Annotated in this window: 12 protein-coding genes; 5 read left to right on the forward strand and 7 right to left on the reverse strand. The window is 57.9% G+C overall.

The genetic code is table 11. The features are described from left to right. Positions 1–80 precede the first annotated feature (80 nt). Positions 81–644, reverse strand: coding sequence for a hypothetical protein (locus ACTJKV_RS11625; protein WP_162739608.1), 564 nt, complete (start codon positions 642–644; stop codon positions 81–83). 356 nt (positions 645–1,000) lie between these two features. On the opposite strand from ACTJKV_RS11625, the gene lexA reads away from it, so the two are divergent. After that, positions 1,001–1,726 carry a transcriptional repressor LexA gene (gene lexA, locus ACTJKV_RS11630; protein WP_062427550.1) on the forward strand — a complete coding sequence of 242 codons (726 nt, stop codon included), beginning with the start codon at positions 1,001–1,003 and terminating at the stop codon, positions 1,724–1,726. A gap of 339 nt (positions 1,727–2,065) precedes the next feature. Here the strand turns inward: lexA and ACTJKV_RS11635 are convergent, their stop codons facing one another. Then, the gene (locus ACTJKV_RS11635; protein WP_062427460.1) at positions 2,066–2,464 is read right to left on the reverse strand and encodes a GFA family protein; all 399 of its coding nucleotides are present in this window, start codon (positions 2,462–2,464) and stop codon (positions 2,066–2,068) included. Between the two features lie 255 nt (positions 2,465–2,719). Here ACTJKV_RS11635 and ACTJKV_RS11640 point away from each other — a divergent pair, with 255 nt between their 5' ends. Next, positions 2,720–3,409 carry a glutathione S-transferase family protein gene (locus ACTJKV_RS11640; protein ID WP_274102512.1) on the forward strand — a complete coding sequence of 230 codons (690 nt, stop codon included), beginning with the start codon at positions 2,720–2,722 and terminating at the stop codon, positions 3,407–3,409. Between the two features lie 10 nt (positions 3,410–3,419). On the opposite strand, the gene ACTJKV_RS11645 is transcribed toward ACTJKV_RS11640, so the two are convergent. Further along, positions 3,420–5,900: a ComEC/Rec2 family competence protein gene (locus tag ACTJKV_RS11645; protein ID WP_440598703.1), complete on the reverse strand. Its 2,481-nt coding sequence runs from the start codon at positions 5,898–5,900 to the stop codon at positions 3,420–3,422. A 258-nt stretch (positions 5,901–6,158) separates the two neighbouring features. Between ACTJKV_RS11645 and gltA the strand changes: the two genes are divergently transcribed. Further along, complete coding sequence (gene gltA, locus ACTJKV_RS11650; protein ID WP_062440847.1) at positions 6,159–7,448, forward strand: citrate synthase; 1,290 nt, start codon at positions 6,159–6,161, stop codon at positions 7,446–7,448. A 203-nt stretch (positions 7,449–7,651) separates the two neighbouring features. Then, entirely contained in the window at positions 7,652–8,089 is a 438-nt protein-coding gene (locus ACTJKV_RS11655; RefSeq protein ID WP_062440844.1) for a PACE efflux transporter, read from the forward strand. 91 nt (positions 8,090–8,180) lie between these two features. On the opposite strand, the gene ACTJKV_RS11660 is transcribed toward ACTJKV_RS11655, so the two are convergent. From ACTJKV_RS11660 to ACTJKV_RS11675, 4 genes are all read right to left on the reverse strand, one after another. Further along, on the reverse strand, positions 8,181–8,744 hold the full coding sequence (locus ACTJKV_RS11660; protein ID WP_112358474.1) for an ABC-type transport auxiliary lipoprotein family protein: 564 nt from the start codon (positions 8,742–8,744) through the stop codon (positions 8,181–8,183). A gap of 74 nt (positions 8,745–8,818) precedes the next feature. After that, entirely contained in the window at positions 8,819–10,189 is a 1,371-nt protein-coding gene (locus ACTJKV_RS11665; protein WP_062427463.1) for an MlaD family protein, read from the reverse strand. A 2-nt stretch (positions 10,190–10,191) separates the two neighbouring features. After that, complete coding sequence (locus ACTJKV_RS11670) at positions 10,192–11,031, reverse strand: ABC transporter ATP-binding protein (RefSeq protein WP_236760330.1); 840 nt, start codon at positions 11,029–11,031, stop codon at positions 10,192–10,194. Between the two features lie 10 nt (positions 11,032–11,041). Continuing rightward, positions 11,042–12,202: an ABC transporter permease gene (locus ACTJKV_RS11675; RefSeq protein ID WP_274102514.1), complete on the reverse strand. Its 1,161-nt coding sequence runs from the start codon at positions 12,200–12,202 to the stop codon at positions 11,042–11,044. 145 nt (positions 12,203–12,347) lie between these two features. On the opposite strand from ACTJKV_RS11675, the gene dgcA reads away from it, so the two are divergent. Next, positions 12,348–13,331: an N-acetyl-D-Glu racemase DgcA gene (gene dgcA / locus ACTJKV_RS11680; RefSeq protein ID WP_274102515.1), complete on the forward strand. Its 984-nt coding sequence runs from the start codon at positions 12,348–12,350 to the stop codon at positions 13,329–13,331. Positions 13,332–13,337 lie beyond the last annotated feature (6 nt).

Raw genomic sequence — 13,337 nt, forward strand, 5'->3', positions numbered from 1 at the left:
GTTGCACAGGCATTAGCAGCAAGCGCGCCATGTGTCACGAGATGAGGCAGGCTGCGGCCAGAGCACCGACCGCTTGCCATTTAGCCGGCATTCGCCTTCCGCACGACATCGGGATTGGCCTCGGAAAATTGCACGAACGGCCCGACTGCGCGCACGGCGTCGGAAAATCCAGCACTTCCCTTCAGCCCCTCCAACTCCTCAGGTTTGAAACCTTGAGCCAGCAACATGCGATAGACGTTCTCGCTGTTCTCACCACCGGAGGACACCCAAGCCGGTAGCGATGCCTCCCAGGCCTTCTTCTCGCGCTGGTTTCGGTCGGCAACGATGGCAAGCTTGATCAGTCCGCCGATCGGAATGGGAATGCCGTTCACCGCAAGATCGGGGATGAAACTCGCCGGATGAACGCCGCCAAGCGCGTGGTTCTTCAGGATCCGTGCGCAGTTGTTGTCGCGCGTCGGCTCCTTGTTCTGCGAAACGCGCTTCTGATTGAGCTGAACGATGAGCTTGCAATTGGCCATCGTCGTGTTCAGGAGCAGCCGGTCATACTCCTTGCGCTTCAAAGCTTCCGGTGAATTGGGATCGAGGGTCTGGCAACCGGCCAACGCAATCAGCATTCCGATAAGGGTAAATCTAACGAGCTTCATAAAAATGTCCCTGCCCCATACAGGCGCTAAGAAGCGGCGCCGTAGAGCTATGATAACTTTGTTGATAATGCTTCGAATGGCTTGGCCTTCATCCCACAGGATGACCGGATCGTGTGATCCTCGGAGCAGCTTGTAGATACCCGCAAAAATGAAATCATCAACCTGGAGAGGAAAAAGACGCGCAACACCGTAAAGAAGCTATAAACTTCTACCATTGCGCGGATAACAGGACTGCAAATTGATGAGGCGGAGACGGTTGCGGAATTTTAAGGGATTGCAGAACACATATGGAACATATAGTGTTCGTTCTGTATTTGTTTCGCGAATCTTCGCCACGTATTCCAAGGGTTTTCTTCATGCTCACGCGCAAACAGCAGGAACTGCTTCTTTTCATTCATGAGCGAATGAAAGAGTCCGGCGTGCCGCCATCTTTCGATGAGATGAAAGATGCCCTCGACCTTGCCTCGAAATCCGGCATCCATCGGCTGATTACCGCTTTGGAAGAACGCGGCTTCATCCGCCGCTTGCCGAACAGGGCAAGAGCCCTGGAAGTCATCAAGCTTCCGGAGGCCTATTCGGCACCAGCACAGAAGCCGCCGCGCGGTTTCTCGCCAAGCGTGATCGAGGGCAGCCTCGGAAAAGCCAAACCGCCTGAGCCGGCTCCCGCGCCGAAGCCAGCAAACGATCAGATCTCCTCCGCTGTCACCGTTCCTGTGATGGGACGCATCGCCGCCGGTGTACCGATCTCCGCTATCCAGAACAACACCCATGATGTTGCCGTCCCCGTCGATATGCTGGGCACGGGCGAGCATTACGCGCTTGAGGTCAAGGGTGACTCGATGATCGAGGCTGGCATCTTCGACGGCGATACTGTCATCATTCGCAACGGCAGCACCGCCAACCCCGGCGATATCATCGTTGCACTGGTGGATGATGAAGAAGCCACTTTGAAGCGTTTCCGCCGCAAGGGTGCTTCCATCGCCCTGGAGGCCGCGAACCCAGCCTATGAGACCCGCATCTTCGGACCGGATCGGGTCAAGATCCAGGGCAAGCTGGTCGGCCTCATTCGTCGCTATCACTGAGCGGACGATAGTCGGCTCAGACTGGCTGCCCGTGCTCTTGCTGAGGCAAGACGCACTGACCTCGTTGGCAGATGCGGCGATGTGGGGCTGCCTCTGATCGCGCCGAGGTCTCGACGCTGGTTCTCTTCGTCTTCGTCTTCGTCTTTCTCGTTATCCTCATTCTCGATCCGAGGATGAGGAAAAGATTGGCGGATGGTCGGGTGCATGCCGATCATGGCCTTCGAACGGCGGCAATCTTTCAGTGCCACCGACAAGCGCCCTCGCGCGTCGCTTCTAAGTGCAGAACTCACAGACGCAGCTAATCGACCTCGCGGCTACCATCCGACAAGGTGGACAGTCTCACCGCCCCTTTTCCGTTCTGCCTGTCGATTCCCGGTCCCGCTCATATTGGCGCAATGCCGGGAAGTCCGGCAGCCACGCCTCACGGCGGATCGTCCAAAGCTCGTAGGTCGGCTCGAACTGATCTGGTGAATCCAGGGAACCGAGATTGACCTCGATTTCGTCGTCGCTTTTTCCGAAGACCGGCGATCCGCAGTTGGGACAGAAGAAGCGGCCATTATAGCTGCGTGTTTCTCCTTCGATGGTAACGGCATCCTGCGGGAAGATGGCGGATGCGTGGAAGAGCGCGCCGTGGTGTTTGCGACAATCCATGCAGTGACAAATCCCGATACGATAGGGCTCGCCGACTATCGAAAGCCTCACGCTGCCGCAGGCACAACCGCCAGATTTCATGTTCATCTTGATCGCTCCATTTGCTTGATGCGTTCCCACCAAACCGCGATGAACCGGTGAAGTTCATTCTGCTTCTGCTTTCGGAAAGGTGAGAACGGCGAACGCATCAATTCATATGATAGCTGACATGACAGACTCGGCCTGTATGTCCTCTCGGTCATGCGTTAGGACGATGGACAGAGAAACATCCGCACTTACACGCATGGACGCTTTTGCTGATTGCATGCGATTCAAGCAGCCGTATCACCAGAAGGAGACAATATGTACGATCTCTACATCGCCAACAAGAACTACTCTTCCTGGTCCCTCCGGCCGTGGGTTCTGATGCGGACATTGGAGATTCCCTTCAAAGAGCATCTCGTCCCCTTCAATGATCCCGATCCCAAGAACGGCTTCACGCACTTTTCGCCCACCGGCAAGGTGCCCTGCCTCGTGGATGGCGATGTCACCATCTGGGACTCGCTTGCGATTGTCGAGTACCTGGCGGAACGGCATGATGGTGTTTGGGCTGAGGATGCCAAAGCGCGGGCTTGGTCGCGCTCGGCATCCGCGGAGATGCATTCCGGCTTCCAGTCGCTGCGCAATCTGCACCCGATGAGCGTAGGCTTGCGGATCCGGCCAGTTCCTGCAACCGAGGCGCTCCGTAAGGATATCGCGCGTATCGACGCACTCTGGCAACAGGGCATCGACATCTTCGGCGGGCCGTTTCTGGCCGGCACCAACTTCACCACCGTCGACGCCTTCTTCTGCCCCGTCGCGTTTCGCTTCCAGACCTACGGCACAGCACTCTCGCCAGCGGCGGAGGCTTACAAGACCCGCCTCTTGAGCTCGCCGGCGATGAAGGAGTGGGAGGAGGCAGCAATCCTAGAACCGTGGCGTGACGCCGAGCACGAAGAGGAAGCGCGGGCGTCTGGCGAGATTATCGAAGACCGCCGCTCCGCAGCAGATTGAAGCAAAAGACTTACTGCCCGGTCGCCAGCATCGCCTCGATATGCGGCGGCACCGCGCCGTCAGAGGTCTTGCTGCGCCAGTCATAGGCGCGGTGGATCGACCAGGGTCTGGCAACGTCTTGCATCGCCGCGCGCGCCGTTGCAACGGTCTCTCCGGCCTCATTCAGCCAGAGTTCCAGCGAGCCCGTCTTTCGCAATGTTGTCGGACTGATCAATAGCGCGCCCGAGCGACAATTTGAAAACGGCACGAAACGCGACGTCACGACGATGTCCGCCACATCACAGGCTGTTCCGGTCAACGCCGTGTTCGAAATAACCGCGACTTTGACGCCGCTCTCATGACGTCCAGCGCACCAGGCGTTTTTCTGACACGAGAAGCCATTCGTCCGCTCGAAAGCCGCAAGCATCTTGTCGCGAGCTTCTTGCTTCTGCTGATCGGTGAGAACAGCCGGGCGGCGAGGCGTTGGCTTTGCCGTGTCCTCTCGCTCACCCGACTTGTCGTCATCCAGCATGACAGGGGCAACATGCTTATCCGGCAGCGGCACCGCCCTTGCCCACTGATCAAAGACGAACCCCTTCGCCTGGCGCTTGGTCGTCGCAACGAATTGATCCGTGCGAAACGCGACCAGAACGCCATCCTCGTAGATCAATAAATCCGGCTTTGCTTTGTTCTGCTCAAGCGGCACCAGAACGAGACCAGCTAGAATCAGGGGAAGCCCCAAGAGCGCGAGGTGGGTCCGCAGCAAGGTCAGAAGAAGAAATCCGACCGTCGAGACGGTCAGAAACCATGGGTGCTGCCGCCCGATCGTGGCATCTCCGCCCCAACTGGAGACGGTGTTGGCAATGTCGATCACCATGGCCATGCCGTAACCCATCAGCTTCAGGAAGGGTGCATCCAGACCAAAGGGCATGAGCAGCATGGCGATCAGCGCAGACGGCATGACGATGATCGACATGACCGGCATGGCGGCAAGGTTGGCGGCCAGTCCGTAGGTGGTGATACGGTGGAAATGCTCGATGGAGTAGATCGCTGTCGAGACACCCCCAATTAACGAGGTGATGACGACACCGCCGATCACGGCACTCGCTTTGGACGAGGCCACCATCCACAAGGGGGGGCGCGCGATAAAAAGGCGTTCGCGATTGCCCCGCCATCTGCTCCAGAAGGAATAGGCCGCAACCAGTGCCAGCGTTGCGGCAAAGGACATCTGGAAACTGGGACCCATGATTTCATGTGGCGAAACCGCGATGATGACGATTGCGGCAAGGGCGACATTGCGAAGGCTGATGGACGGCCGGTTGACGAGAACCGCCGCCAGCATGATCGACATCATCAACCATGCCCGCTCGGCAGAGACGGCAAAGCCTGAAATCAGATAATAGGCGAATGTCATCAACAGCGCGGCAAAGGCGGAAATCTTCTTGACGGGATAGCGCTGCGAAAACCCTGGAAACACGCTGAACACCATACGCATACCAACGAAGAAGATGCCCGATGCCAGTGCCATGTTGAGCCCGGAAATGGCAACGATATGGGCGAGCCCCGACACGCGCAAAGCTTCCATCGTCTCGCTGGAGATCGCGCGCCGTTCATCCGTTATGATCGAAGCCGCAAAAGCACCTGCATCGCCGCCGATGACGCTGCGGATTCGTTCGGCAATAGTGGAACGCAGCGCGTAGAGCCACGAACCCGCTGTTTCCAGCCAGCCCACGTCGTCCATCGTTGCGGCCTGCGTCGGTAGAGCCTTTGGCACGCTATAGAAAAAGCCTGTCGCACCGATCCCGTCGAAATACGCCGAGAAGGCAAAGTCGTTGAGGCCCGGCAGTGCCGGCCCGGATGGTGGCGAAAGGCGCGCCTTGCCGGTGATGCCCGCACCGACAGCTATCGGTTGTTCGCGACTGCGCGAGAGAACGGATATCCGATTTGGCAGACGTGTCAGCGAAGGTCCACTCGTTGAAGTCAGGGCGATCGTATAGCGCCAGTAGCCCTTGGCATCCACCTCCCGCCGCTCCACCTTGCCGGTGATCGTCGTCGTCACGGCACTGTCGAGGACTGTGGTCCCAACGCGGTGCGTCTCCCAGTTTGCCAGCAGCATGCCAAGCAGCAGAAGTGCAAGCGTTGCCAACACAAAGGACAGTGCGTTCTGCCGGTGCCGCGTGATGATGGCGATCGGGATGATGCAAAGACCACTCACAATCAAAACGACGTCGGATGGCGGAGAAGAGAGCGAAAACCATAGTGCCGCGCCCGCGCCAACCAGCACGGGGATGAAAAGGAAGTCTTGCCGGTACTGAAGCTCCTCGGTGACGCAGCGCGATAAGGTCGATTGCAATCGCTGCGCAAAGCCTTGAGGCACAGGATGCGGTGGGGCAAAAAGTACGATATCCGTATTCGTAAGAGTGGCGGGCGCATTGATGCCGTCGAGCTCCACCCTCATAGGCGTGCCCGTCTCCAGCAAGCGGAACTGCTGCCGTTCCCCGTAGTCGTTCAAGTGCCGCCCCTCGGTCCCTCAGGACCAATTTGCAGCCTTGCGATTCGGATTGCAATCCAGTGTGCAGATTAAGGAAGCATTGACTTAAAACGAAACAGTAAAGTGGCAAAACCGATCAGAACGGCTTATTCCAATTCTGCGATGCACAATTTGCCTTTTGGATAGCTTGGCATCGTCGCGCGGATCATATAGCTAAATCCGTGACGCTTAATTGGCCGATGCGTCAACCCGCATCGCCTGCATATTCGGAGGTATGGTATGACGGAAAAAAGCGCTACAGTGACCCTCGGCGACAAGACGGTCGATCTTCCTGTACGAGAAGGTACGATTGGCCCGCGCGTCGTCGATATCGGCACCCTGTACAAACACACCGGCTCCTTCACCTACGACCCCGGTTTCACCTCGACCGCTTCGTGCGAATCCAAGATCACCTATATCGATGGTGACGAAGGCGTTCTGCTGCACCGCGGTTATCCGATCGAGCAGCTTGCCGAACAGGGCGACTTCCTCGAGACCTGCTACCTGCTGCTTTACGGCGAACTGCCGACGACCGCGCAGAAGAAGGACTTCGACACCCGTGTGACGCGTCACACCATGGTGCATGAACAGATGAGCCGCTTCTTCACCGGCTATCGTCGCGACGCCCACCCAATGGCCGTCATGTGCGGTACGGTCGGCGCCCTCTCCGCCTTCTACCACGACTCGACAGACATCACCGATCCGCACCAGCGCATGGTCGCGTCTCTGCGCATGATCGCCAAGATGCCGACGATCGCGGCCATGGCCTACAAGTACCATATCGGCCAGCCCTTCGTTTATCCGAAGAACGATCTCGATTACGCATCGAACTTCCTGCACATGTGCTTTGCCGTTCCGTGCGAAGAGTACAAGGTGGACCCGGTTCTGGCCCGCGCCATGGATCGCATCTTCATCCTTCACGCCGACCATGAGCAGAATGCGTCCACCTCGACCGTTCGTCTGGCCGGTTCCTCGGGCGCAAACCCGTTCGCATGTATCGCAGCCGGCATCGCCTGCCTGTGGGGCCCCGCTCACGGCGGCGCGAACGAAGCAGCGCTCAACATGCTGAACGAGATCGGCACCGTCGATCGTATTCCTGAATACATCGCGCGCGCCAAGGACAAGAACGATCCGTTCCGCCTGATGGGCTTTGGTCACCGCGTCTACAAGAACTACGATCCGCGCGCCAAGATCATGCAGAAGACGATGTACGAAGTGCTGGAAGCCACCGGCAACTCCGACGATCCGATCATGCAGGTTGCGCTCGAACTGGAAAAGATCGCCCTTTCGGATCCTTACTTCGTCGAGAAGAAGCTCTACCCGAATGTCGACTTCTACTCCGGCATCACGCTGAAGGCGCTTGGCTTCCCAACGACCATGTTCACCGTTCTCTTCGCTCTAGCCCGCACCGTCGGCTGGATCGCCCAGTGGAACGAAATGATCGAAGATCCGCAGCAGCGTATCGGTCGTCCGCGCCAGCTCTACACCGGCGCTGCAAAGCGCGATTACGTTCCAGTTTCCAAGCGCTGATCCGCAGTCGAGACACCCAGACAAAAAAGCGTCTCTTTCGAGGCGCTTTTTTTATGCTCGGTCTTTTCGGCGATCCATCCTCGCGATACCCGAAGACTTGAAGAAAAAGCCGCTTCCGCTTATATCGTCCTTGCGAGGACGACCTCGGCCATGGCGGCGACAGCATTCGGGACGGCCCGATTTGGTTATCTCGGGAGTTTCCCATGCGCAGCATCGGCGATCGTATCCGCCACGCTCTGAGCTTTGAAATTATTGGCCTCGCTTTGGTCATTCCACTCGGCACCGTCGTCTTCGCCATGCCGATGAGCGACATCGGCATTGTCGGCGTCGTCAGCGCCACCGTCGCGACGGCGTGGAATTATCTCTACAATCTTGGCTTTGACCACACCCTGCAGCGTCTGCGGGGCACCACGCTCAAGACACCGGCGATCCGCGTGGCGCACGCGGTTCTGTTCGAGCTTGGACTTCTGATCGTCCTGATGCCGTTCATTGCATGGTATCTCGGCATCGGCCTGATCCACGCACTGATCATGGATATCTCGTTCGCGCTGTTCTACGTCGTCTACGCCTTTGTCTTCAATTGGGCCTATGACGCGATCTTCCCGCTGCCGGAATGGCAGAAGGAAGCAGCAGCCGAGTAAGGCTACCAGATTCAACCCACAGGTGATCGCAAAGAAAAACGCCGCGCATCGAATGATGTCGCGGCGTTTGATTTTACATCGTGGATTGTGATCAGAGTGCCTTCAACGTCCAGGCCACAATCTCGCGAGAGGCAGCGGCAAACGCCGAGTCGAGCGCTTTGACAAAGTTCGCGTTGCCCGTACCGCTGACTCGCGCGCTTGCACGGAACACGTCCTGTGCCCGAACGGTGCCGTTGCGATCGTTCAGCAACTGTACCGAAATCTCGATGTTGGCGACATTGTTCTTGGTGTCGACCTCGAAGGCGCGAATATCGGTGACGACCTGATAGTCGATCGCCAGACCCTGCCCTGGACGTCCAACACCGCCGAGGCGGCCTGTATCCTGGAAGGCTTCGACCAGCTTCGACTGCACCATGCGCGGCAGGCGATCGCTCCATTGCGAGTTTGCAAGATACTGCACTTCCGAGTTGGAAAGCCGTACCACGATGTTCTCGCTATCGAGCGCCTTCAGCGCGGTCGGTTCTGCAACCAGAAGCTGGCGTCCCTTGAGGGATCGCGCCTGCGTCACCGGCGCGGGTGAGACGGAAAGATCGAACGTATCGTTCTTAGCGCCACCGCCGCAGCCTGCCAGGATGGCACCAAGCAAGGGCAGCATCACAGCAAACTTCGTGGAGACCGCGGATATTTTCCGCCGTGGTATCTGCAAAATCATGAAACCAGGAACCTCCATCAACGCCGTGTCCGGCCATCATATTGTTTTACATTTTCGCCACCGAAGATCAGGCGCTGCGGATCGCGATCGAAATTGGTGATCGTATTGTTGAGATTGTTGACCGTATCACGGGTGCTGCTGATCAGCGCCTGAAGGTCCCTCAGGCCCGAATTCGAGAAGCGAGTGAGGTTGTCGGCAATCGGGCCAATACGTCCGTTGAGATTGTCAGCAACCGCCTTGAAGGAGTTAAGAGTCTCACGTGCCTTGGCAAAAAGCGAATCCGCGTCATCGGTTCCCAGCATGCCGTCCACTTTCGCGAGAATGCCGTCGACGCGGCTCGATGCCATGTTCAGCTTGCGAGACATGTCGGTGAAGTCGGCAATTGCTTGATCGATATCCTGACGGCGCGTTCCAACGTCATCGGCGATCTGGCGGAAGGTGGAGATCGCCTGGCGAGCGTCGGCGGTCGCAGCCGACACATCCTCAACCGTATTGCTCACCTTCGCGGTATCGACCGAAGCCAGAAGCTCATCGGCGCGCTTCAACACGTTCTGAGCGTCCGAACTTGCCTGTTCGAAGTTACGTGAAGTGCGTTGTACGTTCTCCATAACCGCTTGAATGCCGCTGGAAGAGGCCGCCACGTCGGACGTGACCTTGTCAACATTGGTGAGAATCGAGTCGATCTTCTGTGAATCCACCGCCTTGACCAGATCTTCAACGGCCGTCAGCGTTCCATCGAGACGAACCGAGACCGACTGAACGGTCGTCGACAATGAGCTCAGGCTCTCGAGGAAGTTTTCGATGCCATCGGAGTTGGAGGCAAGCGCTGCAGAGAATTTCTCGGCATTGCGAACGGTTTCCGTCAGCGGTCCGCGCGCATCCTGCACGAAGCCCTGAAGCTCTCCGATCGCACCATCCGCACGCTTCAGAATCTTGTCGGCGGTCGCAAGCAGGTTCGTCACACTGGACAGATCAGCCGTCAGCTCTGCTGGCACGCCGGTTTCGAAGGACTTCTGGAGAATGCGTTCCTCATTGCTGCGCCCACCCGAAAGCTCGACATAGGCAGCGCCCGTCAGGCCCTGGATTTCCAGAACCGCGCGAGTGGACGGAAAGACCGGCGCATCCGCCTGCACTTCCGTATAGGCAATCGAGTAAGCAGGATCCTGCTGGTCGATCGAAAGACCACGAACCGTACCGACAGGTATGCCGTTGAACCGCACCGGCGAACCGACGGACAGACCATTGGCCGATCCCGGAATACGGATCGTCAGCTGCGCCACTGGCCCGCCGCGTCCGAATTCGGCCATCCAGTAAACGAAGCCGAATGCCGCCGCGACCACGATGAGCGTAAAAATACCGACAATGGTGTAATTCGCCTTGGTTTCCATGCCTATCCGTTACTCCCCGGAATCTGTTGCGTGCCATCCGGAAGGACGACGGCGCGAGCCCGCTTTCCGCGGAAATATGATTGGACCCAGGGATCGTCGTTATTGAACATATCCTCGAGTGTACCTTCGACTGCCACTTTCTTGTTGCCGAGAACGGCAATGCGGTCGCAGACTGAAAACAGGCTGTCGAGATCGTGGGTCACCATGTAAACCGTCAGACCCATCGAATCGCGCAAGCGCGCAATCAGCATATCAAACTCTGCAGCCCCGATCGGATCGAGACCCGATGTCGGCTCGTCCAGGAAGACGAGGTCCGGATCGAGCGCCAGAGCGCGCGCCAATGCTGCGCGCTTGATCATGCCGCCTGAAAGTTCGGATGGGAACTTGTCGCCGGCATCCGGCTTCAAACCCACCATTTCGATTTTCAGGGCCGCAAGCTCATCCATCAGCTTTTGCGGCAGATCGAGATATTCGCGCATCGGCAGCTGAATATTCTCTTTCACAGTCAGACCGGAGAAGAGCGCGCCCTGCTGGAAGAGGACACCAAGACGCGTGTCGAGCGCCATGCGTTCTTCGTCCGAGGCCTTGTCATAGTCAGTCCCAAGGATCTTGATCGAACCGCCCTGGCGCGGCAAGAGCCGCAGCACCGTGCGCATCAGCACCGATTTACCGGCACCGGACGGACCGATAAAGCCCAGAATTTCACCGCGATAGACATCGAGGTCGAGATTGTCGAGCACGAGCTTGTCGCCAAAGCCGACGGTCACGCCCTCCACCGAAAGCACGACTTCGCGATCGGTCTTGCTGTCTTTCCTGTCCTCGACTGCTTGTCCTTGATCCACAGCCCTCTCCTTAAAAATCGATGGCTGAATAGAAGATGGCGAAAAGCGCATCGACGAGGATCACGACAAAGATCGATTTGACCACCGAGGCCGTGACGTGTTGACCGAGCGATTCCGCGCTCCCGCCAACCTTCATTCCTTCCACGGATGCCACAATGCCGATGATCAGGGCCATGAATGGCGCCTTGATCATGCCGGACGCGATCGTCGAACCCTCAACGGCGCTATGAAGACGCGAAAGAAACACTTCAAACGTGATACCCGAATAAATAAGCGAGACGATTGCAGCGCCGAACAATGCCGAGAAATTGGCGATGATGGTGAGAAGCGGCAAGGCGATCGTGAGCGCCACCAGACGCGGGAAGACCAGGACGCCGACGGGGTTGAGGCCGATGACCTTCAGCGCGTCGATCTCCTCGCGCATCTTCATCGAACCGATTTCAGCGGTAATCGCGCTGCCGGACCGGCCGGCGATCATGATAGCGGTAAGAAGAACGCCGATCTCACGCAATTGGAGAATGCCGACGAGGTCGACCACAAAAACTTCCGCGCCGAAATATCTGAGCTGGAACGCGCCCTGCTGGGCGATGATCGCACCGATCAGGAACGACATCAGCGTTATGATGGGCACCGCACGCACGCCCATGTGATCGACCTGGTTGACGATGGCAGCAGGCGACACGCCGCGCCCTCGACCGAGCTTCATCTGCGCGCCACGAACGGCTGAGCCCAGAATAAACATGCCGGCCATAAAGTCGGACCCTGCCTGGACGACATTGCGTCCCACGGGCTCGAAGATGCGGCTTAAAATACCCTGCTTTTGCGTATCCTTCGGCGGCAGCGGCGCTTCATCGGGAAGCGAGGTGATGATCTCCTCGACCTTCTCATTGCCCTCGAAGCTGACATTCGAGCCGGACTTCTCCAGACGGCTCCGCAGGCTATGGAGGATCCATGCACCGGTCGTATCGATATGGTCGATACCCGACAGGTCGATCGTGATGGGCCCGGATGCACCTGATTTTTCGATCTTGTCGAGTTCGGGCAGAACGGGAGAGATGTTCGCGTTGCGCCAGGAACCGGAGAGCACGTAGCGCGCGCCGCCGCGCCCCGCGTTCTCATCCGCCGAGATTGCAGCCTGTTCCACCCGCTTGCCTGGTTCCTGTTCTTGCATATTTCTCCGCGTGAATGCAGCTTACTGAAAGATTCTCTTAACGATTCATATCTTTTGCCGGACCAGCAAGCCACAGCGGTGCACCGTAAATGGATACATATTTTGCAGGTTCCATGGTTTTACCCCCAACTATAAGGCAATTTTGATGAGCCGTTACCTCGAAGCCACAGCGCAAATCTTCCCGGTTGCAGGAAGCTTCACCATTTCGCGGGGAAGCCGCACGGAAATCCATGTGGTCACCTGCACCATTTCCGACAACGGCGTCCAAGGTCAGGGAGAGTGCGTCCCCTACGCGCGCTATGGCGAAACGATCGAAGGCGTCCTGGCAGATATTGACGCAGCCGCGAAGGCAATCGCTTCGGGGCTCGACCGGGAGCATCTTCAGCAGGCCATGAAGCCGGGTGCTGCGCGCAACGCCGTCGACTGCGCTTTGTGGGATCTGGAAGCGAAGCTCTCAGGGAGACCCGCCTTTGCTCATTTTCTGCCGTCTGCTCCCAAACCCTTGATGACGGCCTATACGATTTCGCTCGCCGACGCGCAGACGATGGCGGCGAAGACAAAAGAAAACGCCCATCGTCCGCTCTTGAAGATAAAGACGGGAACAGAGGACGACGAAGAGCGCCTACGCGCCGTTCGTGCGGCAGCACCAGATGCCGCAATCATCGTCGATGCCAACGAGGGATGGCGTGAAGACAATATAGAGCACCACATGGCCGTTGCCGCGGAGCTCGGGATTTCCTTGATCGAGCAACCTCTCCCAGCCGGCAACGATGCGTTTCTGGCGACGATAAAGCGACCCGTGGCAATCTGCGCGGATGAGAGCGTCCACCTGACGAGAGACCTCGCATCCCTTCGCGATCGTTACGATGCGATCAACATCAAGCTCGACAAGACAGGCGGTCTTACTGAAGCTCTGGTGATGAAGCAGGAGGCCGAGCGTCTCGGCTATCAGATCATGGTGGGCTGCATGCTGGGAACGTCGCTTGCCATGGCACCCGCTGTGCTACTGGCGCAAGACGTGGCCTTTGCCGATCTTGACGGCCCTCTGCTTTTGGCGCGCGATAGAGAGCCTGGTCTTGTCTATGATGGTTCTCTCGTTCATCCGCCACAGCCGGAGCTGTGGGGATAAAGACAT

This window comes from Agrobacterium sp. 22117, assembly GCF_052045735.1.
GTDB lineage: Bacteria > Pseudomonadota > Alphaproteobacteria > Rhizobiales > Rhizobiaceae > Agrobacterium > Agrobacterium cavarae.